The 25,920-nt window shown below is 59.7% G+C and carries 22 protein-coding genes; 17 read left to right on the top strand and 5 right to left on the bottom strand.

Annotation, left to right across the window (positions count from 1 at the left end):
• The first annotated feature begins 51 nt into the window (after positions 1-51).
• The 4 genes from tadA (at position 52) to AC2I9W_RS03465 (ending at position 4,993) form a co-directional block, all read left to right on the top strand.
• Positions 52-1,440, top strand: a complete 1,389-nt coding sequence (gene tadA, locus AC2I9W_RS03480; RefSeq protein WP_486408630.1) for a tRNA adenosine(34) deaminase TadA — start codon at positions 52-54, stop codon at positions 1,438-1,440.
• A gap of 197 nt (positions 1,441-1,637) precedes the next feature.
• Positions 1,638-2,684: an LD-carboxypeptidase gene (locus AC2I9W_RS03475; RefSeq protein ID WP_486408709.1), complete on the top strand. Its 1,047-nt coding sequence runs from the start codon at positions 1,638-1,640 to the stop codon at positions 2,682-2,684.
• A gap of 75 nt (positions 2,685-2,759) precedes the next feature.
• Positions 2,760-3,203, top strand: a complete 444-nt coding sequence (locus tag AC2I9W_RS03470; protein WP_486408629.1) for a hypothetical protein — start codon at positions 2,760-2,762, stop codon at positions 3,201-3,203.
• Positions 3,204-3,226: 23 nt separating this feature from the next.
• The gene (locus tag AC2I9W_RS03465) at positions 3,227-4,993 is read left to right on the top strand and encodes a hypothetical protein (protein WP_486408628.1); all 1,767 of its coding nucleotides are present in this window, start codon (positions 3,227-3,229) and stop codon (positions 4,991-4,993) included.
• A gap of 78 nt (positions 4,994-5,071) precedes the next feature.
• Here AC2I9W_RS03465 and AC2I9W_RS03460 read toward each other — a convergent pair whose 3' ends face one another.
• On the bottom strand, positions 5,072-5,461 hold the full coding sequence (locus AC2I9W_RS03460; RefSeq protein WP_486408627.1) for a hypothetical protein: 390 nt from the start codon (positions 5,459-5,461) through the stop codon (positions 5,072-5,074).
• Between the two features lie 236 nt (positions 5,462-5,697).
• A complete protein-coding gene (locus AC2I9W_RS03455; protein WP_486408626.1) occupies positions 5,698-6,690 on the bottom strand; it encodes a bile acid:sodium symporter family protein in 993 nt (330 codons plus the stop codon).
• 151 nt (positions 6,691-6,841) lie between these two features.
• On the opposite strand from AC2I9W_RS03455, the gene AC2I9W_RS03450 reads away from it, so the two are divergent.
• Positions 6,842-7,777, top strand: a complete 936-nt coding sequence (locus AC2I9W_RS03450) for a LysR family transcriptional regulator (RefSeq protein ID WP_486408625.1) — start codon at positions 6,842-6,844, stop codon at positions 7,775-7,777.
• 7 nt (positions 7,778-7,784) lie between these two features.
• On the opposite strand, the gene AC2I9W_RS03445 is transcribed toward AC2I9W_RS03450, so the two are convergent.
• The 3 genes from AC2I9W_RS03445 to AC2I9W_RS03435 all read right to left on the bottom strand — a co-directional run bounded on the left by AC2I9W_RS03445 (position 7,785) and on the right by AC2I9W_RS03435 (position 9,267).
• Positions 7,785-8,105, bottom strand: a complete 321-nt coding sequence (locus AC2I9W_RS03445) for a hypothetical protein (RefSeq protein WP_486408624.1) — start codon at positions 8,103-8,105, stop codon at positions 7,785-7,787.
• Positions 8,106-8,765: 660 nt separating this feature from the next.
• Positions 8,766-9,026, bottom strand: coding sequence for a translation initiation factor IF-1 (gene infA, locus AC2I9W_RS03440; RefSeq protein ID WP_158391796.1), 261 nt, complete (start codon positions 9,024-9,026; stop codon positions 8,766-8,768).
• Positions 9,027-9,048: 22 nt separating this feature from the next.
• Positions 9,049-9,267 (bottom strand): hypothetical protein, encoded by a 219-nt coding sequence (locus AC2I9W_RS03435; RefSeq protein ID WP_158391794.1) that lies wholly within the window; start codon positions 9,265-9,267, stop codon positions 9,049-9,051.
• Positions 9,268-10,033: 766 nt separating this feature from the next.
• On the opposite strand from AC2I9W_RS03435, the gene AC2I9W_RS03430 reads away from it, so the two are divergent.
• From AC2I9W_RS03430 to proA, 12 genes are all read left to right on the top strand, one after another.
• A complete protein-coding gene (locus tag AC2I9W_RS03430) occupies positions 10,034-11,371 on the top strand; it encodes a tyrosine-type recombinase/integrase (protein WP_486408623.1) in 1,338 nt (445 codons plus the stop codon).
• A gap of 352 nt (positions 11,372-11,723) precedes the next feature.
• Positions 11,724-11,906 carry a type II toxin-antitoxin system HicA family toxin gene (locus AC2I9W_RS03425; protein ID WP_486408622.1) on the top strand — a complete coding sequence of 61 codons (183 nt, stop codon included), beginning with the start codon at positions 11,724-11,726 and terminating at the stop codon, positions 11,904-11,906.
• A gap of 25 nt (positions 11,907-11,931) precedes the next feature.
• Positions 11,932-12,321 carry a type II toxin-antitoxin system HicB family antitoxin gene (locus AC2I9W_RS03420; RefSeq protein ID WP_486408621.1) on the top strand — a complete coding sequence of 130 codons (390 nt, stop codon included), beginning with the start codon at positions 11,932-11,934 and terminating at the stop codon, positions 12,319-12,321.
• Between the two features lie 4 nt (positions 12,322-12,325).
• Complete coding sequence (locus AC2I9W_RS03415) at positions 12,326-12,571, top strand: addiction module antidote protein (protein ID WP_486408620.1); 246 nt, start codon at positions 12,326-12,328, stop codon at positions 12,569-12,571.
• A 422-nt stretch (positions 12,572-12,993) separates the two neighbouring features.
• The gene (locus tag AC2I9W_RS03410; protein ID WP_486408619.1) at positions 12,994-13,794 is read left to right on the top strand and encodes a hypothetical protein; all 801 of its coding nucleotides are present in this window, start codon (positions 12,994-12,996) and stop codon (positions 13,792-13,794) included.
• Between the two features lie 110 nt (positions 13,795-13,904).
• Positions 13,905-14,132, top strand: coding sequence for a hypothetical protein (locus AC2I9W_RS03405; protein WP_486408618.1), 228 nt, complete (start codon positions 13,905-13,907; stop codon positions 14,130-14,132).
• Positions 14,133-14,420 carry a hypothetical protein gene (locus tag AC2I9W_RS03400; protein ID WP_486408617.1) on the top strand — a complete coding sequence of 96 codons (288 nt, stop codon included), beginning with the start codon at positions 14,133-14,135 and terminating at the stop codon, positions 14,418-14,420. It abuts the gene before it with no gap.
• 51 nt (positions 14,421-14,471) lie between these two features.
• A complete protein-coding gene (locus tag AC2I9W_RS03395) occupies positions 14,472-14,855 on the top strand; it encodes a hypothetical protein (protein WP_486408616.1) in 384 nt (127 codons plus the stop codon).
• On the top strand, positions 14,843-15,754 hold the full coding sequence (locus tag AC2I9W_RS03390; protein WP_486408615.1) for a toprim domain-containing protein: 912 nt from the start codon (positions 14,843-14,845) through the stop codon (positions 15,752-15,754). Before AC2I9W_RS03395 ends, AC2I9W_RS03390 begins: the two co-directional genes overlap by 13 nt.
• The gene (locus tag AC2I9W_RS03385) at positions 15,751-17,748 is read left to right on the top strand and encodes a DUF927 domain-containing protein (RefSeq protein ID WP_486408614.1); all 1,998 of its coding nucleotides are present in this window, start codon (positions 15,751-15,753) and stop codon (positions 17,746-17,748) included. The genes AC2I9W_RS03390 and AC2I9W_RS03385 overlap by 4 nt, the downstream gene beginning before the upstream one ends.
• 112 nt (positions 17,749-17,860) lie before the next feature.
• On the top strand, positions 17,861-18,208 hold the full coding sequence (locus tag AC2I9W_RS03380) for a hypothetical protein (protein WP_486408613.1): 348 nt from the start codon (positions 17,861-17,863) through the stop codon (positions 18,206-18,208).
• A 710-nt stretch (positions 18,209-18,918) separates the two neighbouring features.
• The gene (gene proA, locus AC2I9W_RS03375) at positions 18,919-25,602 is read left to right on the top strand and encodes an anti-phage protein ProA (RefSeq protein WP_486408612.1); all 6,684 of its coding nucleotides are present in this window, start codon (positions 18,919-18,921) and stop codon (positions 25,600-25,602) included.
• Positions 25,603-25,920 lie beyond the last annotated feature (318 nt).

Genomic DNA, 25,920 nt, shown 5'->3' with positions numbered 1-25,920 from the left:
TATTTTGAGTGAAATTGCCACGAAACCATTGCCTGTAAAGCGCATGTAGCTATGGATTTTGATAATTCTGTGCATGAGTCTTTCATGCGCCTGGCGCTGGAGCAGGCCCGCGCGGCGGCTGACGGTGGTGAAGTGCCGGTGGGTGCGGTGGTGGTCAAGAGTGGACAGGTCATTGGTCGAGGGCATAACCGCCCGCTGTCGTCTCAAGACCCCACGGCCCATGCCGAGGTGCTGGCGCTGCGCGAGGCGGCGCAGGCGCTGGGCAATTACCGGCTGGACGGCTGTACTCTGTACGTGACTCTGGAGCCCTGCACTATGTGCAGCGGCGCCATGCTGCATGCGCGAGTCGGTCAGGTGGTCTATGGCGCGGCCGAGCCCAAGACCGGCGCGGCGGGCTCGGTGCTCAATGTGTTTGCTTATCCCGAGATCAACCACCAGACCCAGGTGCTGCGCGGCGTGCTGGCCGATGAATGTGCGGCCGTGATGGCGGCATTTTTTCAGCAGCGCCGCAAAGAGAAAAAAGCGCTGGAGCCGCATCCGCTCAAAGACTGGGCGCTGCGCAATCCTGACGAGGCTTTTGCCAGTCTGCCGCACTGGCCCTGGCAGCCCCAATGGCGCAGCGACCTGCCCGCGCTGCAAGGGCTGCGAATGGCCGTTGTGGATGAAGGTCCAAGCAATGCACCGCTGACCTGGCTGTGCCTGCATGGCAGCCCTGGCTGGGGCTACCAGTTCCGCCATGTGCTGTCCGAGCTGCTGGCCGCCGGGCATCGCGTAGTCGTGCCCGATTTGCCCGGCTTTGGCCGCAGCGATCAGCCCAAGAAAGACAAGCAGCACAGTGCGCCATGGCATCGGCAACTGCTGGCAGAGCTGGTGCAGGCGCTGGATTTGCATTCGGTCGTGCTGCTGGGGCAGGGCGATGGCGGCTTGCTGGGCTTGCAGCTTGCGGCGCAGATGCCTGAGCGCTTTACCGGTGCCTGGCTCAAAGATGTCTGGCCGCTGGCGCAGCAGCCCGATAGTCGTCGCCAGTGGTTTGAGCAGGCGGCGCGCAAGCCTTCGTGGAATGTGGCGCAGGCCATGGCTCAGGTTGAAGGACTGGTAGCAGCTGATGAAGCGCCCGCCTGGAACGCCGCGTTTGCTCAGCCCGGTCACCGCGCGGCACTCAAGGCCTGGCCGCGTGTGCAGCAGGAGTTGCCGGGTGTGCCCACCGGTTTGCTGATGCCATGGGCACAGGCCGGACGCCTGTGGCTGCAAGCACCCGAGAGCGAGCAAATCGTGACCCATGCGCAGTGGCAAGCAGCCTGGCAGCAGGTGTTGCCAGGCTTGACGCTTGCGGATGCCGCTTGGCGCCAAACCCCGCATGGCTCTCTGGTTCCTGCCCAAAGTCAGGGCAGTGCGGCGGCGGCTGTGGAATACTTTGCGCCATCGACCGTAAGCCGTTGACGGCTGCGCTCTGAACCCAATTTTCGAATCTGCGGATTCATCTATTTCACGGAGCATGCAGCCAGTGGCTGCATGAAAAGGCTTTGGCAACCGCGCGCAAATCCCCTGCATCCACCCAACAAGACAACAACGACGCTCACGCTCACACACACGAGCATGCCCATGAGCACAGCCATGAATGCGGTCATGCAGACCATGTGCACGATGAGCACTGCGCCCATGACCACCACGAGCATCATGACCATGTGCACAGCGCAGATGGCAGTTGCTGCGGCCATGACCACAGCCACGGCTCCAAGCACATCTATATCTACTCGCCATCTGGCGCGGTGCGCGACAAGGCGGCTTTCAAGCGCGGCATCAAGCAGCTGGAAGCGCTGGGCCATGAAGTGGAAGTCGATGTCGATGCACTGGCCAGCAGCCAGCGCTTTGCGGGTGACGACGCCACACGTCTGGCAGCCATCCACCGCGCTGCGGCCAGCGGCGCCCATGTGGCGCTGATCTCGCGCGGTGGCTATGGCCTCACGCGCATCCTGCCCGGCATCAAGTACAAGACCGTGGCCAAGGCCATTGCCAATGGCACGCAGTTTGTGGGCCTGAGCGACTTCACCGCCTTCCAGCTGGCCATGCTGGCGCAGACCGGCTCGGTTACCTGGGCCGGCCCGGCGCTCAATGCCGACTTTGGTGTCGACGTCAAAAAGACCGGCGAGCCCGTGGACGACATCATGCTCGACTGCTTTGAGGACTTGCTCAGCGGCCAGGGTGAAGGCGCGGGCTGGCAGATGCCCAAGATTGGCGAGCTGCCCAATGGCAAGCCCCAGCTCAAGGACTTTTACGTGCCCGGTGGTGCCACCTTGTGGGGCGGCAATCTGGCGGTGCTGGTGTCCCTGCTGGGCACGCCTTACTTCCCGCAGGTCGAGGGCGGCATTTTGTTCCTCGAAGACGTGGGCGAGCACCCCTACAAGATCGAGCGCATGCTGACCCAGCTGATGCTCGCTGGTGTGCTGCAAAAGCAAAAAGCCATCGTCTTTGGCCAATTCACCGAGTTCAAGCTGACCACGCACGACAAGGGCTTCAAGCTGCAAACCGTGATCGACTGGCTGCGCATGCAGATCAAGCGCCCCGTGCTGCAAGGTCTGCCGTTTGGTCATGTGCCCACCAAGGTGCTGCTGCCGGTCGGCGCTCAGGTATCCCTGTCCGTCGAAGGCCGCGATGCCCTCATTTACTGGGGTCATACTCACTGATTGATAGCTGCTGGCGCTTGATGGGGAAGCGCTACAGCCGGTTTTTATTGAAATTTTTGACAAGGATGGACTGGCATGGGTAAGGCCGCGCTGCAATGGACCGATGACATGCTGGCCCAGCTGGGCAAGGAAAAAGACGCCGTGCTGGCCGAGCGCTGGGGCACATCGGCCAAGACCGTGAACCTCAAGCGCAACGCGCTGGGTATTCCTGCCTTTGGGCATTTTCAATGGACGCAAGAGGCCACGGCATTGCTGGGCAAGGATTCGGACGCTGAAGTCGCCAAGAAGCTGGGCATCAGCAAGGCCAGCGTGGTGGCCAAGCGTGCGGAGCTAGGCATTGCCTCGGTAACGGGCGCGGCCAGTGGCGCGTTTGCCTGGACGGATCAAGCGGTCGCCTTGTTGGGTACGGCATCAGACGTCAAGGTGGCAGAGCAACTGGGTCTGAGTCGCCTGACGGTTTACAACGCCCGCATGGCACGTGGTATTGCTGCCGCGAAAAAAGCCGCTTCCAAGGAATGAGCGCCGCTGCGCCAGGCTCACTCATGCCATCGCAGAATCTTTTGCGAAGCGGCTTGCGTGGGTTGGCGCTGGGTTGGGCTTGGCTGGCTGCGCTGTGGTGCGCCTCGCATTTTTTGATACGACTGCCCGCCTGGGGCTGGTTGCTGGCTGTGCTGCTGCTGGCCCTCATGCCGACTTGGGGCTTGTGGCTGGCTTTCATGCTGCGCAAAAAAGTCCTGCGCTTTCAGTTTGCTTCGCAAGGTTGGGTCGGTCGCTGGCTTTCTGGCGGTTGGTGGCCGGCGTGCAAGGCATTGCTTCTGGCGCTGTTGCTGTGCAGTGTGACGCTCTGGCAATCCTGGTTTCTGGCTCCCTGGGAATGGGCTTTGCTGGCGCTGGCCGTGTCTGTGCATCTGCTGCTGATGGCATGGCTGCAGCGCTGGCTGGCCCCTGAGTTTTCAAGCACCGCGTTTGCCTGGGCCTGGAGCCAGAGGGCCGCCAGGGTGTTGCTGGTAATAGTCTTGGGCAGTTTGTGGCTGTATGCCATGGCACGCAGCCAGGACTTCGGTCGTGCGCTGACGTCTGTGATGGAGCCCGCCGCGCTGGATGCCGCCATTGCCCGTATTCGCTCTGCACCTTCGGGACTGGTGCGCTGGGGGCTGGATAGCTTGCTGGCGCTGCAGGTCATGGGCTCGGTTGCCGCCGATGTTCCGCAGATACCGGCGCTCAGACTTTTGCTGCTGGCACTGTTTGGGCCGGTTGGCATGCTGCTGTGTCTAGGGGCGGTGATGCAGGGCAGTATGGGCAACTCATTCATCTTGCAGCAGGCTGCAGTGCCAGGAGCAGGAAAAAAATCTGCGTCCTTGCTGGCATTGGTCGCAGTGCTGGTGCTGGGCATTCTGGTGCAGAGCACTGCCTCCTTGGATGGGCTGGCTCGAGGCCATGAAAGTCCGCTGGCTTTACAGCGCCTGCCCGAGTGCGAGCGAATAGGCCAGCAGCTCTACAGGTTGGGTACGCTGGATCAGACACGCCAGCAAGCCTTGCAGGCCTTGGGGAAGACACGGGAAGTGCAGGCCTTGTGCCAGCGTATGAAGGGGCTGGAGCGGCCGCTGGAGGCGGCTGTAGAGCGCTACCTTGACTGGTATTTCAGCCTGGGGGCGGAGTGGGGGCGTATCTTCAGCCTGCTGACGGGCGATGTCAGTCTGTTTCTGCAGAACAAGCTGACTGAAACCATGGCTGCAACGCCAGGGCTTGAGAGCTGGGCTCAGGCGGTGCAAGAGCAGGCTGCCGCCAGCGGAGCTGCCTTGAGTCAGGCCCAGCAGCATATAGAGGACACGCTGGCACGTCACCACCTGGCGCTCAGCGCCAGTCAATGCATTGTTCGTGCCCAGGTAGAGCAGCTTCCGGCTCTGGACTTGCTGGGAGATGCCCGTCAGCGACTGACGGCCAGTGCGTTGGCTGGTACCGGTGCAGGTGCTTTTGCGGCGGTGGTTGCAGGCAAGGCCATGGCGAAAACGTCGATGAAGGCCGCCAGCAAGGTGCTGGCCAAGGCGGCCGCCAAGCAAGGGCTGGGCAAGGCCGGCGCCGCTGCTGCGGGTGCGGCCATGGGCTCGGTCGTGCCGGGGATAGGAACCGCAGCCGGTGCGATTGCGGGGGCAGTGGCGGGAGCCCTGATTGGCGTGGGGCTGGACTGGGCAGCCCTCTACGCCGAGGAAATGCTGACGCGCGATGCCATGCGTGCAGACTTGCGAGCCGCGCTGACAGAGCAATTGCACAGCATGGGCGAGGGCATGGGCTGCCCTCAGAGTCCCTAACACTGGGTCTTGAGAGGCGTTGTTGCTTGGCTCTGCTCCAAAGCAAGTCTTTGGCTGGGGCACTCGTGCCAGCCGCTCTTACTCCAGATAACGGCCTTTTTCTTTTTTGCGCGCTCTCATGCCTGTGCGCAAGAACAATTCACTGCCGCCTTGCACGGCCAGGGGGTGCTTGGGCTTGTCGGCAACTGCCAGATGGGCATCAACACGTGTGTTCCAGTGCTGCAGCAGATCCTGCAGTGTGTCGCGCTCTGTGGCTGTCAGCTGAGGATGCTGCTGCAAAAAATCCTGCAGATACTGGCGCGCGTCCTGCTCCAGTTGTGCGCGGGTAGTGGCCAGGGAGATATAGCTGATGTCGTCATCTCGTCCCGTGGTCTGAGTGCCCAGCAGATAGCAACCGATGTAGTCCCCCCGAGTCTGGCCCACTGCTGGATCTTTGCTGAGTTTTTTGAGCAGGCTGAATGGCCACATGCGTTGAATTCCTTGCACCGGGCCAGAGCCCAAAAGCCTATTGTCGCCGAGGCAGAGGGTCGTCAGGATGTGGGTGCTGCGCACCTGGCTTCTGTGTCGATCGCTGTTCGTTGGCGCTACATTCAGCGGATGTCTGGCATCGCTGGCGGTGCTCACACAAAGGCGGAGCAGAAAATAAAAGGGACTAAAAGGGGCGCAAGGAGCGCCCCGTTTTTGTTGCTCTCTTGAGGAGGGCATCAAGCGGCGGCGGGTGCTTCATCGGCTTCTGCCGCCCGGCGCGCATAGCGCTGGGCCATGACGGCGCAGACCATCAGCTGAATCTGGTGAAACAGCATCAGGGGCAGCACGATGGCGCCGATCGACGCGGCAGGGAACAGCACATTGGCCATGGGGATGCCGCTGACCATGCTCTTTTTGGAGCCGCAGAACACGAGCGTGATCTCGTCTTCCTTGTTAAAGCCCAGACGGCGCGCGCCCCATGTGGTGAGGAACAGAACCACGGCCAGCAAGATGCAGCACAGCACGATCAGCCCCATGAGCGAAGGAATCGGCGTTTGCTGCCACAGGCCAGAGATCACGGAAGCGCTGAACGCGGCATAGACCACAAACAGAATCGAGCCCTGATCCACCAGCTTGATGATGGAGGAGCGGCGCTGCAAAAAGCTGCCAATCAGGGGGCGCACCAGGTGGCCGACGATGAAGGGCAGCAGCAGCTGCAAGGCGATCTTGCCTACTGCTTGCAGGGCGTCGCCGCCTTCTGCCGTCTTGTTCAGAATCAGGCTGACCAGAATCGGAGTGACCAGAATGCCCAGCAGCGTGGAGGCCGATGCACTGCACACTGCCGCAGGCACGTTGCCACGAGCGATGGATGTGAAGGCAATGGCCGACTGCACGGTAGCGGGCAGCGTGCACAAGAAGAGCACGCCCAGGTACATCTCCGTGGTAACCAGGGGCGAGAGCAGGGGGCGCAGCACCAGGCCCAGGACAGGGAACATGACAAAGGTGGCGATAAAAATCCACAGGTGCAGCTTCCAATGCCCGATGCCGGCGAAGATGGCTTCGCGCGAGAGCTTGGCGCCATGCAGGAAGAACAGCAGGCTGACGATGCCGGTGGTGATCAGATCGACGTAATGGGCCAGTGCACCTGAGGCAGGCAAGACGCTGGCTAGCACAACGACGGCAATGAGTGCGAGGGTGAAGTTATCGGGGAGAAAGCGGGGACGAAACATGGTGCAGGCAAACCGACAAGGCGAATGGAAAGCTGCGGCTGTTGACTTGTGGTGAATCTTGCGCAGCGCTCTGGGGCGATGGATGCGTATTGGACACGCATTCAATTCAAAAGAGAAATGGATTTATTCGATAGATCTATAATTTTTTGATATGAATGCAAGTCTGAGACAGTTGCGTGCCTTTGTGGCCGTGGCCACCTGCGGCAGCTTCAGTCGTGCGGCGGATGCCATGGCACTGACCCAACCCGCCATCAGCCGCAATGTGACCGACCTGGAGCAGACACTGGGCTTGCAGCTACTGCATCGAACCACGCGCGAGGTGGAGTTGACCGATGCGGGGCGCTTGCTGCTGGGCAATGTCACACGAGTGCTGGAGGACTTGGATGCCTGCCTGCTGGAAGTGCAGGGCATGGCCACGCAGCGCAAAGGCAAAGTCAAGGTGGCCAGCAGTCCCACGCTGTCGGCTCACCTTCTGCCTCAGTGCATTGCCCGTGGCAGGAGGCAGTTGCCCGGCGTGAACATCCAGCTGCTGGACCGGATTCAAAGTGATGTGCTGCTCAGCGTGCGCAGTGGAGAAGTGGACTTCGGGGTTGTCATCGATCCCTCGGAGAAGCAGGACTTGCATGCACAGACGATTTTGACCGAGCCTTTTTGTCTGGTCTGCCTGTCCAGCGATCGCTTGGCACGCAAAAAAGAAGTGCAGTGGGCCGACCTGGCAGGCCAGTCTTTGGTCTTGCTCGATCACGCATCGGGAAGCCGGCGCCTGATTGATGCCGCGCTGCAGGCGCATGGAGCTACGGCATCGTTAGTGCAGGATGTGGGCCACACCACCACGATTTACAGCATGGTCGAGCAAGGCCTGGGGCTGAGTGTGGTGCCGCATCTGGCCATTCCTGCTGACTGGAAAAAGTGCGGGGCAAGCTCTGCAAAGGGCGAAGGCGGTGCCGTGCTGGTCAGCCGCAAGCTGGTGCCGCAGGTGCAGCGCAGCATCATGCTGGTCAGGCGTCAGCAGCGCGAGCTTTCACCTGTCGCGCATGGGGTGTGGGATCTGATTGCCAGCGAAGCTGCGCAGCGGCTGGAGCCCTAGCTTCGCTTCAAGGGCGCAGCACAATGCGCGAGTCGATCACCAGGCCCTGAGGCTGAGGAGTGATGTAAACAGCAGGAGGGGGTGCCATATAGACCGGCTGTGGTGCACGGTAGACGACGGGGCTGTCCTTGCATTTGCGCTTTTCTTTGTATTCGCCATTTTTCTTCCACTTTCGCTCCACCTTGCACTGGCCGTCCCAGTACTCCTCTTTGTAGTCACGTTTGTGATGGTGGTGACGATGACCGTGGTCATGGGCAAAGCTGCTCAGTGGAGCAGTGAGCAGCGCAGCAGGCAGGCAAATCGACAGAATGGAAAGAATCTTGTGCATAAAGGGCAGAGGCTGGCGGCACAAGCCGCAGTGCCTAAAGCTGTGAGAGATCATCAAAGTGCGCAAGCTTAAGTGCAATGCGCAGAATTTGCTGTATCAAATCATCAGCAATGGCTACCAAGGTGGCAGCAGGCTTTCTCAAAAATGAAAGCATTTAGCGCTTGATGCATATTGATTCTGAGTGTTTTTAGGTCTGAAAGTTCCGAATAACAAGCGCAGAAAGCTCCTCTAATAGGAGCGACTCTTTGCTTGAGACATCCATGTTCTGCCCGCATGGAGAGCTATAAAGTGACTGGGCAGGAGGTCGGGGATGGCTGCAACCAACCGATCAGCCAGCCGGCATGAGGGGCTTGGCCCTCGGCAGTCAAGAGAGCCAAAGCCAAGCAGCACGCCTGACGCGAGTCAGCTTGTACGTGCCAGAGGCAAGTGAGTGACTTATGGCGAAGACAAACCTGCGCTATGTGCTAGGCTGAATGGTCGGCTGCGAATTTCACTAAGGCAAGTGATTACGCCTGATGCAGCGAAGTGGTTGCTTGGACCAATGCACCGATAAGCGAGCTAGGCGCAAAGTAGGAGCAAAGCCCTGTACCTGGGTTGAGGGGTCAGGGCCATTCACCTGATAAGCCGGCGCATACACCACCGGCTGTGGCGCGTGCGCTTTTAGTGGCGACGCTGCTGAGGCGCAGGGTTGTTATTGTTACGCTCAATATGACGGAAAGTCAGGCGACCCTTGTTCAGGTCATAGGGCGACATTTCCAGAGTCACCTTGTCACCTGCGAGCACGCGAATGCGGTGCTTGCGCATCTTGCCGCCGGAGTAGGCAATCAGCTGGTGGCCGTTGTCCAGCGTGACGCGAAAACGGGCATCAGGCAGAACTTCGTCCACTCTGCCTTGCATTTCAATCAGTTCTTCTTTGGCCAAAACGTATCCTTTCGAGAGAGATTCAATTCAACTGGTTTTCCAGCACCATGCAGCGCCCCTCGGCAAGTGCATACTTACTAGCGGATCCTGTGTTGTCGAACTGGCGGATGAACCGGAAGATCCGGTCATACTTGCCCCGGCGGATGGAAACCGATGCGGTGACCTTGCCGGAGTGGTTAGATTGGGTGAGGGCAGTTACTACGTAGTTGCCGACACGCTCTGTAATAGATTCTGTGTGCATATCGAGTCAACGACGGCGCCATCTGCTGGTGATCAGAAGAGGAGCCGTCCAAAAAATGGAAACCATTCGGCTCGGGTGAGCCTGAACGACGCGCTTCAGCTCAGAGCGAAGACGCGTACTTCTTGCCAGAGAGCGCCAGGCAACAAGGAGCCTGATGCGGGCAACGTGAGAACTGCCAGAAATTACTGCGTGGGGCAAGTGCCGCGCAGCAAAGCTGTCGATTATAAGGTATATGCCGCTTTATAGGCAAATTGTATAAAACAGCAAAGGTTTACGAGGCTGGTGCTGGTGTTGTTGCGTCAACCAGCTTTAGATCGAGCGGCCCGACCCCGGGCGCAGCTATGCTACAGCCACCATATACGGACGGCCAGCTCGGAGCATCGATTGAGAGCCACTGCCTAGAACTATTTGCTGATCTGGTGTTGTGGACTTTGTTGGCGTCATGCAAAGGCGAATCGCGAAATTGATTGACTCTGCCTTATATCGTTCGGTAAAAGAAAAACCCCGCTATGTGTTTCATAGCGGGGTTTTATCTGACTTGGTGCCGGAGACATGAATCGAACACGCGACCTTCTCATTACGAATGAGTGGGTGAAGGTGCGGGTCTGTATAGGTTTACATATGTCTGAATGGATAAATCAATGACTTGCAAGCATTTGGCTGTTTAAAAACACAGAGGTGCATTGGTTTAGATAGGTCAAAATAGCGCGAAATTGGCTACACAGTGGCTACACAGGATTCCGTGTAGCCAAACCGAGGAACGACCATGGCCCGCCCCAAGAAAGATGCACCCCTAGATCTATCCCAGCGCATGATGCTTACCGCAGGTGCAATTGAGCGTCTTACGTGCGCGCCTGGAAAGAAGCAAGATTTCTTGCGGGATACAGAAGCACCGGGCCTGAGGGTGCGTGTCACCAGTACAGGGATAAAGTCCTTTGTCTATGAATCCAAGCTAAATAGGCAGACCATCCGCCGCACCATTGGCAATGTGAGGGCTTGGACGATTGAGCAGGCCCGTACCGAGGCCCGCCGTCTGGCTGTGATGCTGGACAGTGGGCAAGACCCGCGTGAGCTTGAGCGCCAGAAGCAGGCGGAGCAAGAGGCCCAGCGCCAGCAGGAGCAGGCCCAGGCGTTGACCGTGGGTGAGGTCTGGCCGCTGTATCTGGAGAACGGCAGGCCCAAGCGCCGAGATGCTTGGAAGCCGCGCTACCTGGAGGACTTGCACAAGATGGCCTCGCCCGGTGGCGTACCCAAGAAAAGAGGGCAGGGGCTGACCCGCCCCGGCCCGCTGTACCCTTTGCTGGCGCTGCCATTGGCTGGAATCAATGAGGACTCGCTCAAGCAATGGCATGACCAAGAAGCCAAATCCGGTAAGCACCAAGCTGCGCGGGCCTTGATGATGTTCCGGGGCTTTCTGCGCTGGTGTGCTTCACAGCCTCAATATAGAGCGATGACCGACCGCGAGGCAGGGCAGGCCCCGGCCATCGTGCAGAACCTGCCCGCCATGACTCGGCGCACTGATGCTCTGGAGACGGCACAGGTCGCGGCGTGGTGGTCTGGTGTTGAGCAGCTGAGCAACCGCACGGCCAGTGCCTATCTGCGTGCATTGTTGTTGACTGGTTCCCGCCGTGAGGAAATGGCTTCCCTGCGCTGGAAGGATGTGGATTTCAGGTGGCGCAAGCTGACCCTGGCCGACAAGGTGGAGGACAGCCGCACCATCCCTTTGACTCCATATCTGCACCATATGCTTGCAGGGCTGCCAAGGATGGGGGAGTTTGTGTTCGCCAGCACCGGGGAAAAGGGCCACATCGTTGACGTGCGCTCATGCCACAGCAAAGCCCTGCAATCGGCTGCCATTGAGCGCTTGACCTTTCATGGTTTGCGCCGCAGCTTCTCTCTACTTGGTGAGGCGGCCGGTGCACCAGCCGGAGCGATTGCCCAGGTAATGGGCCACAAACCCAGCGCCACAGCAGAGGGCTACCGGCCCCGCAGTGTGGATGCCCTGCGCCCATTCTTGGAGCGCATCGAGGCATGGATTCTGGAGCAGGCTGGGGTGCAGTTCGACGCCAAGGCAGAGCCCGGCAAGTTGCGCGCTGTGCTGTAGGTCTTAGAAGCGCTTTCCATGGATACCAAGCTTGGATACCGGGCACGGATACCAGCTCCAGCATCCGGGCACCAAAGCTCGTGGCACACCAGCCGTAAAGGTAGAGCTGCGCCAGCCGGGGAATATCTTTCACGCGACTTGAATTTGTAGGTGTCACTGGTGTCTCAGGTGTCACGACCTTATAAATCAATAGCTTAGAGTGAGACACTATGTATTAGGTAGGTGTCACAGGTGTCACACTCAATAGATATAAGCATTTACAGCTATAGAAGCAGTAGCAAGTAGTACCTTGCACTATGGACTCTGCCTATATTGACGCACATTGGTGTGTATTAGTGTGTATAATTCGGCAATGAATAGCGCAGCACTTATCAAGCAGCTCAAGGCAGATGGCTGGGAACTGGTGCACACGGTGGGTTCACACCACCAGTTCAAACACCCGACCAAGCCCGGCAAAGTAACAGTGCCGCACCCGAAAAAAGACCTACCGCTGCCAACTGTTCGCAGCATCCTGAAGCAAGCAGGCTTGAAGTGAAGCCGCAACCTTTGGAGGATTGAAAATGCTTTACCCCATGTATGTGCACCACGAAGCAGGCAGCGCCTACGGTGCTACGTTCCCCGACTTTCCCGGTTGCTTTGCTGCTGCTGACGAAATCCAAGACCTGACCAAAGCAGCACAGGAGGCTGCAGAGGCCCACTTTGGCGCAGACAGTGACCCCATCCCCGCGCCCACAGCGCCCGATGCTTGGACCAACGATGAGGACTACCAAGGCGGCTTTTGGATGATGGTGGATATTGATTTGAGCAAAGTCCGCTCTAAGGCCATGCGCCTGAATATCACCTTGCCTGAAAGACTGGTGCATAGCATTGATGCCTATGCAGCCAGCCACCATCTGAGCCGCTCCGCATTCTTGGCGTCTGCTGCTGAACGTGCAATGCAAGCACGCTAGGCCTATGCCTGACGACACTGCTGAGCGCTTGAATGAGGCGCTGGGCGCTAACGACACCGCAGCGTTTCTGCATGCGCTTGGTGAAATCGTGCGCGTCCGTGGCATGACCGAGGTTGCCAGCGCCAGCGGCCTGACCCGCGAGGCCCTTTACAAGGCACTACGCCCCAGTAGCCAGCCGCGCTTTGACACCATCCGCCGTGTCTGTGGTGCCCTTGGGGTTCGCCTGGTGGCCCAGCCCATCTACGCCTGACTGCTTTGCTTGCTGGAACTTGCTGCGCCGGATTGACCGTTTATGAACTTGAGGTGATGTACCACTATCCCGACTTCTCCGGCTGCATTGCGGCGGCTGATGAAGTGCAAGACCTGATGGCGCACCAACTACTTCAGAAAACTTCAGTTCATCAAGCTGGCCGGTTTGCACCTAGTGGCGGTTGTCCCTTGTTTGTCGCTGGGTTGTCCCTGGGTACAGGTAACGACTGTCCCCGGCGACACCTCTATCCATGCCTGATTGTCGAGCAGGACTGAACAGGGGCATACCTATAGGGACTCGCGCAAACCCATGTGTGCATATACAGTCAAGCATTATGCCCTGGCTAGGACCGCGAACCGAAAAGCGGGAGCCCTACCCGCCTGCCTTGGGCACCATTTAGGGGGTGCGCTATAGGGGGCGCAATGAAACATTCAATTGATGCTGATGAAGCAGACTTCGTCGCGGCCTTTTATTCGACTCTTGATGTTCTAAAAGATCCAAGCAGCCCACCTTGGAATCTGAAGGCCTGGAGCGAGTCTCCTGACGTTCAACCCTTGGAGGCTGCCCGCATCCTGAATGGAAGGAGCCCAACGCATAAGCCAGCCGATGAAGATAGCCACATCATTGAGATGGCTGCTCTTTTTGTTGCTCATGCGGGAGTAGTGCCAAAAGCTTTCAGGTTGTCCGATTGGGTGGCTATCGCCGATTCTGCTGAGCTCAAGCACGACGAAGATATTGCTGCTTACCTAAAATTCAAAGCCCAAGAGAATGCCGCAGTCATGGCTGCTAGTAAGCAGAGCCAAGACGTTCACTCAAGTCCTAAAGTTGCCCCCTGCAATTCAGTTTCGGATGCATCCAGTACAACAGCTGTCATCCTCAATGGTGCGATAAAGCACCTTATGTCCGTGCAGCAGTCTGCCGCACAGGAGGTTGAGAGACTAGTGCCGGTTGAAATAAAAAACTGGGCAGTGAAAAGACCTCAGCGTTCTACACCCTATGGCGCTCCGCTCTACAAACTCTTGCAAGCTGAATGTCTAAGTGGCCGCCCGAGGTGCCCAACGGCTCGAGATGTGCTGGATGCGTGGAGTGCGACTATGCCGCCGGAAATCATCGAGGTTATGCAGGGCGGATTTAAATACTACGCCAGCAATGGCGATGTGAAGACTGCGGACCTTGCCGCGCTAAGAAGCACCATCGCTCGAATGACAGAGCGGAACGTTTGACACGATAAGCGCACGACAAGCACGTTAAAAGCACGATAAGCACGCTAGGCTGGACAATTAAAGAGCGCAAAAAAAATACTGATAGCCATCGAAACCAATGAGGGCAAACGATGGCAGCACTCACCAAACCAGCAGCAACACCTTTCCCACCGCTGGAACAAGAAACCCGCCCCTGCGTGCCCACCGCGCAGGCAGCTCACTATCTGACCCTGACCCCGCAGACCCTGCGCGAATGGGCTTGCTACGGCAAGCACCCCGCCGCGCTGCGCCCTGTGCGTGTGGGCAGCCGCTTGGCCTGGCCCATGGCTGGCATCCGCTCCATTTTGGGGGTGGCGTAAATGAGCACCACCCCCCAACCCACCATCACCAACCTGGGCCTGCTGGCGCTGGAATACGCCCGCGCTGTAGAGGAAACGACCCACCGCAAGCATGTGCTGCAAGGCGGCTACCTGGCCTGGCGTGAAAACACTAGCAACCAGCATCGCGACATTGAGCGCGGCTCCAAGGAATGGAGCGCGATGATGGCTGCCACAAAGCCCGAGTACATCTATTTGCAGAAGGCCAAGGCCCGCGAGCGCCGCATCAAGGCCAAGCTGCTGGCGCTGGCCGGCAAGGTGGAGGACTAAGGGATGCACAAAAAAGAAAACGCCCAGCGCCTGACGCTGGAGGACTAAACCATGACAGCAGATAAAAACGCTGCCTGCGTGGCAGTGAAGGCCGCCGCATGCCTGGATACAGCCGCAAAAGCTCAACCACAGGACGTTTTCGACTGCATAGCTATGGATTTGCCCCGTGCGCAGTGGGGCCAAGCCATGGCAGAGCCTGCCAAGAAGCAGACTTCTGCAGAGCGACGCCATCAAGTAGCAGTAAACGGCCTGATTCAAATTGAAGCGCTTATCGACGCAATTCTGCGCTTGACACCTGCTGGCCCCGAAAGCTGCGCCATCGTGTCTTTGTTGCATCGGGCTAATCAGGTGAATACCGCCGTACTGGGCGCGATTGTGGATGACGGCGAAGATACTGCCGACCTGCAGAAGGTGGTGAATGCATGCCTGAAATAGAGGATTTGTTTGCGCGAGCCATCGAGGACGCATGTCTGGTGCCGCCCGACACTATCCATGCGGATGGCTTGTTGCGCCGATTCAGCTCCACCGGCAAGCGCGGTGACAGCGCGGGCTGGTATGTGCTGCACGCTGATGGTCTGGCTGCCGGCGTGTTTGGTTGCTGGCGTACTGGCCTGACCGAGACATGGTGCAGCAAGGCCGAGGGCGCCTTGACCCAGGCCGAGCGCGACACCATGCGCCAGCGTGTGAGGGACGCCCAAGCCCAGCGCGATGCAATCACCCAGCAACGCCAGCAGCAGGCCCAGGCCACTGCGACCGAGCGCTGGGAAGCAGCGCGCCCTGCTGGCTTGCATCCCTACCTGACTGCCAAGGGGATTCAGCCCTACAACCTGCGCGCCGATGGGCCTGTGCTGCTGGTGCCCATGCGTGACACCAGCGGCACAGTGCACAGCCTTCAGGCCATCGCACCAGATGGCAGCAAGCGCTTTATGTCGGGTGGCCGTGTGCGCGGTTGCTATCACGGCGTGGGCCGTCCTGATGCGGCGATTGTGGTGGGTGAGGGCATGGCGACCATGCACAGCGTGCGCGCCGCTACCGGCCTGGCCGTGGCCGCTGCATTCAGCGCCAGCAACCTGCTGCCAGTGGCCCAATCCCTGCGCCGCAAGTTCCCGGCCCTGCCCATCTTGCTGGCTGCCGACGACGACCACTGCACCGAAGGCAACCTCGGCCTCACGGCTGCCCGCGCTGCAGCGCTGGCCGTGGGGGGCCTGGTGGTAGTGCCGCAGTTTCCAGCCAACCGCCCCCGTAAGGCGACCGACTTCAATGACCTGTTTTCCCTGGCGGGTGCTGGCGCTGTGCGCGCCTGCTTTGCCGAAGTAATGGAGCTGACACCATGATGACCACTCATACCGAATCTACGGCCGTGGCTGATGTGTGTCAGTCATTGGCGAATGCAGAAGCCGCCACGCAGACCCTGGCCGAGCTGTGGGGGCGCGTGAGCGGTGGCCAACTGCTGTACCGCAAGGCTGTGGACGTGCAGCAGAACCTCACAAAACCTAACCTTGCCAGCGAGAGCAGCCCCATCCCGGCAGAGCACGACCGCCCACGCTTTGTGGTGCTTGATGAGGCTTACACCGCAGCCGATGGCAGCAAGTACAAGGCCGGGGTCTGGCACTTCGGCACCAAGCCCGGCAAGGGCGACAACCCGCCCACGCTGGTGCAGAGCTGGGTCTGCAGCCCCTTGCATGTCGATGCCGTGACCTTTGACAACACCGGGGCCAACTTTGGCCGCCTACTGCGCTTTCACAATACCTTGGGCAAGTGGAAGACATGGGCCATGCCGATGGAGATGCTGCGCGGTGATGCAGCAGACCTGCGCGGCGTGCTCCTATCCATGGGGGTGCACCTAGACTCGGGCCACGCAGGCCGCAATCTGCTGGCGATGTACCTGCAAAGCCAAGTGCCACAGCGCCAGATGGAGGCCGTTATGCAAACCGGGTGGGCTGGCGGCCAGCTCAAGGCCTATGCCCTGCCAGATACCGTGATTGGCCCGCATGCATCGCGCGTGACGTTTCAAAGCGAAGCCAAGGGAAAGGACGAGTACACCCAGCGCGGCACGCTGGAGAGCTGGCAGCAGGGCGTTGCAGCGCCAGCCGTAGGTAATCCCATGCTGGTGATGGCGCTCAGCGCTGCCTTTGCGGGTCCGGTGCTGGCGCTGGTGAGCGTGGAATCTGGAGGGCTGCACTTGATTGGGGACAGCTCTACCGGCAAGACCACGGCACTGCAAGCGGCTGCCAGCGTATGGGGTGGCGACAATTTCCGCAGAAGCTGGCGCACCACAGCCAATGGAGTGGAGGGTGCCGCTGCCCTGTTTAATGACTGTCTGCTGGCGCTGGATGAAATCAGTGAGTGCGACCCGCGCGACGTGGGCGAGGTGGTTTACATGCTGGGCAATGGCCGGGGCAAGCAACGCGCCAGCCGCACTGGTACTGCCCGTAGCGTGCACCGTTGGCGCTCAAGCGTCATCAGTACCGGAGAGCGCAGCATCGCCACCAGCATGCTGGAAGCAGGCCAGCGCGTGAAAGCGGGCCAGGCAGTGCGCCTGCTGGACATTCCGGCACAGCGCCGATTTGGGGCGTGGGATAACCTGCACCAGTACAGCAGTGGCCCTGCGTTTTCCGACGCCATCAAGCGCGCATCCCTGAGCAGCTACGGCACAGCAGGCCGCGCCTTTCTGGAGAAGCTGACCCGAGAAACTGACAACTTGGCCGAGCGACTGGAGGGCATCAAAGCCCAGTTGCTGGAAGGCATGCAAAGCGGCGATGGACAACCGGCCCGAGCTGCTGCCCGCCTGGCTGTGCTGGCGCTGGCTGGCGAGCTGGCCACCGCCTATGGCATCACCAACTGGCCGGAAGGCGAAGCAACCAAGGCCGCAGCCGTGGGCTTTGATGCCTGGCTGTCATTGCGTGGTGAAGCGACTGGCAATGCAGAGCACCACCAAATCACGCAAGCCGTGCTGGACTTCATTGACCGCCACGGGGAAAGTCGTTTCTCTGATGCGAGCGGCCCGTTTGATGACCGTCAGCAGTCCATGGTGCGCGACCGTGCGGGCTGGTGGCAGTCGGCAGGGGACTGCATGGAGTACTTGTTCACCTCCAGCGGCATGCGTGAAGCGTTGAAGGGCTTTGACTTTGACCGCGCTTTGAATGTGCTGCGCCTGGCAGGATTGCTGGATGCGCCGACCATTGGCAAAACGTCCAAGTCCAAGCGCATCCATGGCCGCTCTGTGCGCGTCTATGTGGTGCGCCCAGACCGCGCTATGGAAACGGAGCATGGCCAGCCACAGCAGGTCGCCCTCAAAACCAGCAAGGCATTTCACATGGCGCAGTGATTGCTGCCACCAGAGTGGTTTTAGTCATTTTTTACTTGACTTCAAGGGCGATGGGCAGGAACCGTCAGACATCTATCAGTAGGCCATCGTAGAGCTGCACAACCTGCAGCAGGTGGCCACACGCTACTCGGTTCAGGCGCTGACGGGTATGCCGCTGGGCCGGGTGGATGACAGAATTAAAGCTCTGGTTATCCAAGAGCGCATCAAGCGGCAACTCAAGGGGCAGTACGTGCCCGTGGAAACGCATCCTCCTGCGAGGGCCATTAGCAAGACGCTGATGCCGGATGGGATGGTGAAAATTGAGATTGGGGACGATGTGTTGACGCTCACGCCTGCGGAGGATCGGGCGCTCTCGACGCTGACGGCTGGTGCTGCTACCCAGGTAGCGCAGATCCAGTCAAGCCAACTTATGGCTGAAATGGCCTCTGTTATGCAGATTAAAGTGGATGCTATGGCTTGAAAGTTGGAATTTTTGAGGGTTGAGAGCCTAATAAACCCAATGTTACCCACTGGTTACCCAGTGGGTTTTTTGTGCCAGTAGCAGTGAGAGGCCTGTTCACAAATGTTAAGGCTCGCTCGGCTCAGTTCTAGCGGGTGAGAGTAATACGCGCTTGCGAGCGGCGGCGGTGTGTTGTGGACGGCGATGGCTTGGTCAGCTACTTCATAAAAATTCAGGTTACGTGACGCCATCAAGTTGGATCAAGATCGCAACAAAAAAGCTCCAGCAATCTGCCTTCAAGACCGGGGCTGATGCAGGAGCGTTTGCACCTGCAACGCCTAACGGAGCAGATTGTGGAGCCGGATGTAGTGTGCTGGTGTTGTTTAAGACTGTCAAATCTTCGCAGGCTGGTATCACTGCGTACTCCAGTTGAACTGACCGCCTGTACCGGTCGTGGTTGAACTGGATGCTGGTCGTGACCGTTTGAGTTCGGCCAGAAGCGGAATTTCAACTAAGCGATGCCAATGTCGGTTTCAGGCTGATTGCGGAAAGTCACCAATGTGCTCCGTCGCTTCGCACTGCCCTGGTCTTTTTCACAGCCGCACTCTCGGGTTTACGTGCTGTGGGTGTACCGCGGGCGTGTCAAGATACAGTTCATTACAATCGCCTGAGCTTTTGCGCTAGATGGAGGGCGTGAGCCCGAAGCAAGATAAACAAGAGGGAGCACACAGATGTCGGATGACTTGAATACACCGCGGGCTTTCCGGCTTCCTGCCGCTGCAATCGATGCGGCTGGCGACACAAGCGCCGAGGCAGCGCCGGCACAGGAGCCAGTACCTGCTCTGACTCTTGAGGTCAGCCTGGCAGCGAAACTCAGCTTGGCCGACTTCCAAAACGCCGTCCCGCTGCTACGAGAGCTGGCGCTCGTGAGTACGCTCACAGATGACACTGGCCAGCTTGAGCTTTCGCTCATGTCAACCCCAGCGTTCGTCAAGCCCAAGACGTGGCGCTTGGAGTCAGTCAGGGCTGGCGACCGCTATCGGATTCGCGACCTAGACGTGCATCTGGACGGGCCGCTGCTGACGAGGCTGACCGAGGCAGAGACCGCGACGGTCACGTTGTCGGTGAGGCTCGCAGGCAACGAAGGCGAGCCCATCGCCGAGCTATCTAAGTCGGTTGAGCTCTTACCGCGCAACCAGTGGGGCGGGCTGTCCCGCCTCCCAGATATGGTGGCCGCCTTCGTTCAGCCTAATGATCCTGCGGTCGACAAGGTGCTAAAGAAGGGCGCAGAACTGCTGCGCGAGCACGGCAAGGACGCCGCCTTAGACGGGTACAAGCAGGGAGGCTCTAAGCGCGCCTGGGAGCTGGCGGGCGCGATATGGGGCGCTGTCTCCTCAATGAGGCTGGACTACGCCCTGCCTCCTGCTAGCTTCGAGCATCGAGGCCAAAAGATTCGTGGCGCGACCCAAGTTGCGGACTCGGGGCTGGGTACCTGCATGGACCTGACTTTGCTGTTCTGCTCGGCGCTGGAGCAGATTGGGTTGAATCCGGTTGTCGTCTTCACCCGTGGTCACGCATTCGCCGGCTTGTGGCTCAAGCCTGAGGAGTTCTCAACAACCGTCGTCGATGACGTGACGGCATTACGTAAGCGCCTGAAGCTCAAGGAGCTGGTGCTGTTTGAGACCACGCTCATCACCCAACGTCCGGCGGTTCCGTTCAGCCGCGCCGCCGAAGTTGGGGCAGAGCACATCGCGGAGGGTAAGGACGACACGTTCGAGCTTGCTGTGGACATCCGACGCGCTCGTCTCCAGCGCATCAAGCCGTTGTCGAGTCCTGAGACCGTTCAGGTCAAACCGCCTGCCGACATCGTGGCAGACGATAGGTTCGTGCTGGAAGAGACCCCGGACCTTCCTGATGATGACGGTGATCCCCAGGACGATGGGGCCACGCTCGATCCGAAGGATCGTCTGGCGCGCTGGCAGCGCAAGCTGCTGGACCTGTCCCTGCGCAACAACCTCCTGAACTTCCGCGCGAGCAAGAAGGCGCTCAAGCTAGATGCACCGGACCCGAGCCTACTGGAAGACCTGATGTCCGACGGGAAGGACGTCAAGCTGTTACCACGTCCTGACCTGATGAATGGCAGTGACCCTCGTAGTCAGGCTATCCACGAAAGCAGAGAACGGGAAAGCCTGCGACGCCAGTTCGCGCTTGAAGCGCTCACCCGCCGCGAGGTGTTCATTGACCTAACTAAGGATGAGCTCGAATCCCGGATGGTCGAGCTCTATCGCAACGCGCGCACCACGTTACAAGAGGGCGGGGCAAACACCCTCTTTCTGGCGCTTGGGTTCTTGACCTGGAACCGTGCCGACAAAGAGGACGCGAAATACCGCGCACCTTTGATTCTCATCCCGGTATCCCTAAACCGGCGCAGCATCCGCTCTGGCTTCACCATGGCGCTGCATGATGACGAGCCCCGGTTCAATCCGACTCTCATCGAGATGCTCCGGCAAGACTTCCAGCTCAACTTGGGCATGGCAGAAGGCGAGCTGCCTCGTGATGAGTCTGGCCTAGACATCGCCAAGGTCTGGAAGGCCGTCTCTGTCGCGGTGAAGGACATCAAGGGCTGGGAGGTTTCTGAGGAGGTCGTGCTCGGCACCTTCTCGTTTGCCAAGTACCTCATGTGGGTCGATCTAGTTCAGCGCACCGACCAATTGCGCCAGAGCCCCGTCGTCAGACACCTCATAGACACGCCACGAGACCCGTTTCCTAGCTCCTCGGTGTTTCCGAGCCCTCGGATGCTCGACAAGGACTACGGGCCGGAAGAGACGTTCTGTCCCCTGCCATCCGATTCCTCGCAGCTGTCAGCCGTCATGGCTGCAGCTCGGGGTAAGGATTTCGTTCTTATAGGTCCACCGGGTACTGGCAAGAGCCAGACCATTTCAAACCTCATTGCGCAGTGCCTAGCTGAAGGGAAGCGAGTCCTTTTCGTGTCCGAGAAGATTGCAGCCCTGGACGTCGTCTATCGGCGACTTCGAGAAGTCGGGCTCGGCGAGTTCTGCCTGGAGCTGCACTCAAGCAAAGCGCGCAAGGCTGATGTGTTGGCGCAGCTCAAGAGCTCCTGGGATGCCAGAGGCGAAGTTGACGCCGAGGTTTGGCGACAAGAGGCTGAGCGGCTCAAGCGCATCCGTGATGAGCTGAACGTCTACGTCGAGCGGCTGCACTATCGACATGGGAATGGCCGCTCCATCTACGACGCCATCGGTGCGGTAGTGGACGGGGAAGATGTTGCAGTGCTGCCCTTATCGTGGCCGTCGCACGCAGCCCACAGCCAGAAGGACACTGAGCTGCTCCGCGAGGTTGTCAACCGTCTTGAGGTCAATGCGACTGCCGTGGGTACCGAGGCGCTCACACATGGACCTTTCCAAGACATCGGGCATGCCGACTGGTCACCAACATGGCAGCAAGGGGTCATCGAGGCCGCTCGCCAGTTGCTACCGGTGTGCGATGAGGTACTCGCTGCTTACGAACGCTTCAGGGGCGTCACCCGGCTTCCTGTGGCCGCTCTGACTAGCCGGGCGCGCGTCGCCACCGCTTCGCTCGCTCGATGCTTGCCGCACGCTGCCGGGCGCGATTGGCGATTCGCCTTCGCTTCGGACGCTGGCACAACAGTGGCGCGGCTGCTCGAAGGCAATGAGCTGCTTCAGAAGCATGGGGAGTTGTCGGCGCAGCTTTCGAGTGGCTGGGATCCCGCCGTTCGAGCCAGTGCATCCAAGGCCGCGGAGCTGCTCAAGCAGCGCCGCGAGGCGCACGCCAGCTTGCCGGCCGCCTGGTCATCGTTCGCGGTCGAAACGCTGCGCAAGGGCATTGGAATGCTCGAGGAGCTTCACAGGCTGGAACAGTCCCTGTCGGTGCGCTACGCGGATGGTGTGGAGCAGCTGAATGTGTACCAGTTAAGCCGAGACTACGCCAAGGCTACAGAGGCGTTATGGCCGCTCTCTTGGTTCGGCAAGCGCAAGGTAAGCCAGCAGCTCGAAGCGGTTGTTGCAGGTCAAGGTGAGCCAAAGGTGGCCGACGACCTGGCCGGGCTCGTCGCGATTCGCGACAAGCGGCAAGAGGTCGAGAAGCTCGAAGCGGCGGACGAGCTCGCTGGCGTGTGGCGAGGGCTCAAGTCGCGGCAGGACGTGTTGAAGGCTGCAGCCATTTTGCAGGACGTATTGAAGGCAGCTCGCGCCAATGACAGCTGGACGTTGGATGGCCTTGAGCCGTTGAGCGCTGGGCGCGGCGGGGATAGTCTTGCAAGCGAGGTCAAGAAGCTAGAGCAACTTGCACAGCTGGACACGCAGATGGCCGAGTTGCGTACGCTCGAAGGCTCGACTGACGGGCTCTGGAAAGGCCTTGAAACCGATGTTCCCGCGCTGGAAGAGGCGATTGCCTTCACATGTGCGCTACCGGACCTGCGCGCGGCGGGATCAATGCCGGCAAGGTTTGACCAAGTGGCTCAGGGTGCCTGTGGACAGCGACTTGCCAAGGACCATGCGACGCTCAGAGCGCGTGAAGGCGTAGAGACCAAGCTCACGGGCTTGGATGACCTGAAGACCCTTTGCTCAGGTGTCTGGAAGAACCTAGATTCTGACCAAGAAGAGGTCGCTAAGGCAGTCTCGTTCCAGCGCTCCATCTCGGCCGCGGCGGCGAACCTAGCCGCGGGTCCCGAGGATGTCGCTCGGGTCTGTGGGGCGCTTGAGCAACTGGTGACCGAGGGCAACGCGCTCCTGGACATTGCAGGGCCGGTCGCTGCGGCGGGCAACGCCTATTCGGAGGCGCTTGGGCGGCTACGGCCCAGCATTGACCTATTGGCGAGCCGTGGATCGTTCACGGTTGAGGGTGTGTCAGGCTACAGCGACGCGGACGTCCTGGAGTTGAAGAACCGCATTGAGGCCATCATTGCGTCGGAGCACAAGCTCAACGCGTGGTGTGCCTGGCGCAAGGTTAGCCATCAAGCGATGGCGCTTGGGCTGAGCCCAATCGTCGCTGGGCTGACCGATGGGACGCTGACCCCTAGCGGAGTTCGCCGGGCATTCGAGACCAATTACTGCCGCTGGTGGCTGAACGCGGTGGTTGACAGCGAGCACGTCATCCGCAGCTTCGTTTCGGCTGAGCACGAGCGGCGTATCTCCGACTTCCGAGCCCTGGACAAGCGCTTCATTGAACTCACCAAGGCTTGGCTGAGGGCGAACCTGTGCAAGGGACTCCCAGCGCCGGACGATGTGACACGCAGCTCCGAGTGGGGCTTCCTCAAGCACGAAATCACCAAGAAGCGTGCCCACAAGCCCCTTCGTGAGCTGATGAGCAACATCCCAACTGCGCTGACAAAGCTCACGCCGTGCTTGTTGATGAGCCCGCTGTCTATCGCGCAGTACCTTGCTGCGGACGCCGAGCCGTTCGACATCGTGGTGTTCGACGAGGCCTCGCAGATTCCCGTCTGGGATGCGATTGGCGCAATCGCCCGAGGAAAACAGGTCGTCATGGTTGGCGACCCGAAGCAGCTCCCGCCGACCAACTTCTTCGACCGCGCCGAATCTTCTCTGGACGACGAGGATGTCGAAGGCGACATGGAGAGCATACTCGACGAGTGCATGGGTGCCAGCCTTCCCACGCTGAACCTCGACTGGCACTACCGAAGCCGCAACGAGAGCTTAATCGCGTTCTCGAACCACCGGTACTACGGCGGCCGCCTGGTCACCTTCCCATCGCCGGTGACAGAGGACCGCGCGGTCAGCTTCCACTACGTGAAGGGCGCCTACGAGAAGGGCGGCGCCCGGGTCAACAAGGCGGAAGCAAAGGCATTGGTAGCCGACATCGTGAAGCGGCTGAAGTCGCCGGGTTTCAAAGAGTCCAAGCTGACAATTGGCGTGGTGACCTTCAACACCGAACAGCAGAGACTCATTGAGGACTTGCTCGATGAGGAACGTCGGCAAGACCCAGGGCTTGAGCCGTACTTCGCCGAATCGGAGCTTGAGCCGCTCTTCGTTAAGAACTTGGAGAGCGTGCAAGGCGACGAGCGCGACATCATGTACTTCTCCATTACCTTCGGTCCGGATGGAAGCGGAGCTGTGTCGATGAACTTCGGACCAATGAACCGCACGGGTGGGGAGCGCAGGCTGAACGTCGCCATCACACGGGCACGTTATGAGCTGCGCGTGTTTTCGACACTTAGAGGCGATCAGATGGACCTGTCCAGAACGCAGGCCATTGGCGTACGAGACCTGAAGCACTTCCTGGAGTTCGCGGAGCGTGGCTCACGGGCGCTTTTTGAAGTAACGGCCGGCAGTCTGGGCGGTTTCGAGAGTCCGTTCGAGGAGGCAGTGGCTGGGGCGCTGGCTTCGAGGGGATGGATACTCCACACGCAGGTCGGCGCATCTGCATTCAGAGTCGACTTGGCAGTGGTCCACCCCGATGCTCCGGGTTGCTACTTGACGGGGATTGAATGTGATGGCGCGACCTATCACCGCTCTGCCACGGCGCGGGATCGCGACATGCTGCGGGAACATGTACTGCGCGGTCTTGGTTGGGAGATTCTACGTATCTGGTCGACGGACTGGTGGGTGGATGCCAAGGGTACGTTAGACCGGGTGTGCAAGCAACTGGATGACCTATTGGTGGTCAGCCGTGCCAAGCGAGCGGACGAAGCAGAGAAGGCTGCAGCTGAAGCGGAAGCTCGCGAGGCGATAGAGAAGGCGATGGCGGAGGCGGAGGCGCCTCCTCAGCCAAAGCCGGATGTCGCGGCGAAACCTGCTGATTCTGTGCCTGCTCCTGTAAGCCAAGCGCCGACCAAGGAAGTGCATGATGCCGAGGAGGTCTATGCCCGACGAGTCACTGTTTCAGGCGGAGGCGAATTACCGGTAGGGCGTCAGTACGTTGAGTGCGATCCGGCGAGCGTGGTTGAGGCGCTAGACCCCGATGCCTTTTTTGACCGGGCGTACGATGAGCGTCTCCAGGCAATGGTCGCATTTGTTGTCGCAGAAGAGGGGCCAATACTAGACTTGGCTTTGTCTCGCCGCATCTCGCGAGCTCACGGCTGGCAGAGGACAGGAAGCCGCATCCAAGAACGTGTCGAGGAGGTCGCAAAACGTCTCTTCAAGACTACGGAGGAGGACGTTGGAACCTTCTACTGGCCAGAGCGACTGCCCCCCGGCAGCGCGGTCTCATTCCGGCCACCAGTGCCTGATGCTCAGCGCTCAATGGATGAGGTCTGCATTGAGGAACTGGTTGCCTTGGCCGGATTTGTCGTTAGTGCTGCAGCCACAGATGAAGAGAACCTGGTGTTGATGGCCAGGGAGCTTGGAATCTCCAGGCTACGGGCATCTAGCCGCGAAAGGTTGGATGAGGCGCTCAAGCAATTCCGCGCAAGGCAATGAAGGAGGCTTCTTGACGTCCGCAGTTTGATGCCGCCGACGAAAGGGGTGACAGGTTCTTCATGCTCACTCCGGCACCGGCCGCCTCATTTGGCGCTGCATCAAGTTTAATGACAACTTTTCGTCGTCGAATTTTGCTGAGCGGAATACCGCAACCGCTGCAAAGCAGAAGTAGGCATCTGAAAGTCGGTTTTAGGCTGATCTGCGACATTCGGCCGGCAAGGGCGAATGGCGGCGGCCGCGCCAAGCGGTCATTAAACTCGTTGCGGCGCTGGCCGGCCGGTCTACATTGGAACCGGCCGTAACGTCCACGGTGAGCAG

The organism is Comamonas sp. FUJ_7, assembly GCF_057369555.1.
The sequence above is the reverse complement of the archived record's forward strand: the minus strand, read 5'-3'. Positions and strand labels throughout refer to the sequence as shown.

Coding starts and splice junctions, on each gene's coding strand:
- tadA (WP_486408630.1), top strand. CDS start 52: ATGGATTTTGATAATTCTGTGCATGAGTCTTTCATGCGCCTGGCGCTG.
- AC2I9W_RS03470 (WP_486408629.1), top strand. CDS start 2,760: ATGGGTAAGGCCGCGCTGCAATGGACCGATGACATGCTGGCCCAGCTG.
- AC2I9W_RS03465 (WP_486408628.1), top strand. CDS start 3,227: ATGCCATCGCAGAATCTTTTGCGAAGCGGCTTGCGTGGGTTGGCGCTG.
- AC2I9W_RS03460 (WP_486408627.1), bottom strand. CDS start 5,461: ATGTGGCCATTCAGCCTGCTCAAAAAACTCAGCAAAGATCCAGCAGTG.
- AC2I9W_RS03455 (WP_486408626.1), bottom strand. CDS start 6,690: ATGTTTCGTCCCCGCTTTCTCCCCGATAACTTCACCCTCGCACTCATT.
- AC2I9W_RS03450 (WP_486408625.1), top strand. CDS start 6,842: ATGAATGCAAGTCTGAGACAGTTGCGTGCCTTTGTGGCCGTGGCCACC.
- AC2I9W_RS03445 (WP_486408624.1), bottom strand. CDS start 8,105: ATGCACAAGATTCTTTCCATTCTGTCGATTTGCCTGCCTGCTGCGCTG.
- AC2I9W_RS03435 (WP_158391794.1), bottom strand. CDS start 9,267: ATGCACACAGAATCTATTACAGAGCGTGTCGGCAACTACGTAGTAACT.
- AC2I9W_RS03430 (WP_486408623.1), top strand. CDS start 10,034: ATGGCCCGCCCCAAGAAAGATGCACCCCTAGATCTATCCCAGCGCATG.
- AC2I9W_RS03425 (WP_486408622.1), top strand. CDS start 11,724: ATGAATAGCGCAGCACTTATCAAGCAGCTCAAGGCAGATGGCTGGGAA.
- AC2I9W_RS03420 (WP_486408621.1), top strand. CDS start 11,932: ATGCTTTACCCCATGTATGTGCACCACGAAGCAGGCAGCGCCTACGGT.
- AC2I9W_RS03415 (WP_486408620.1), top strand. CDS start 12,326: ATGCCTGACGACACTGCTGAGCGCTTGAATGAGGCGCTGGGCGCTAAC.
- AC2I9W_RS03410 (WP_486408619.1), top strand. CDS start 12,994: ATGAAACATTCAATTGATGCTGATGAAGCAGACTTCGTCGCGGCCTTT.
- AC2I9W_RS03405 (WP_486408618.1), top strand. CDS start 13,905: ATGGCAGCACTCACCAAACCAGCAGCAACACCTTTCCCACCGCTGGAA.
- AC2I9W_RS03400 (WP_486408617.1), top strand. CDS start 14,133: ATGAGCACCACCCCCCAACCCACCATCACCAACCTGGGCCTGCTGGCG.
- AC2I9W_RS03395 (WP_486408616.1), top strand. CDS start 14,472: ATGACAGCAGATAAAAACGCTGCCTGCGTGGCAGTGAAGGCCGCCGCA.
- AC2I9W_RS03390 (WP_486408615.1), top strand. CDS start 14,843: ATGCCTGAAATAGAGGATTTGTTTGCGCGAGCCATCGAGGACGCATGT.
- AC2I9W_RS03385 (WP_486408614.1), top strand. CDS start 15,751: ATGATGACCACTCATACCGAATCTACGGCCGTGGCTGATGTGTGTCAG.
- proA (WP_486408612.1), top strand. CDS start 18,919: ATGTCGGATGACTTGAATACACCGCGGGCTTTCCGGCTTCCTGCCGCT.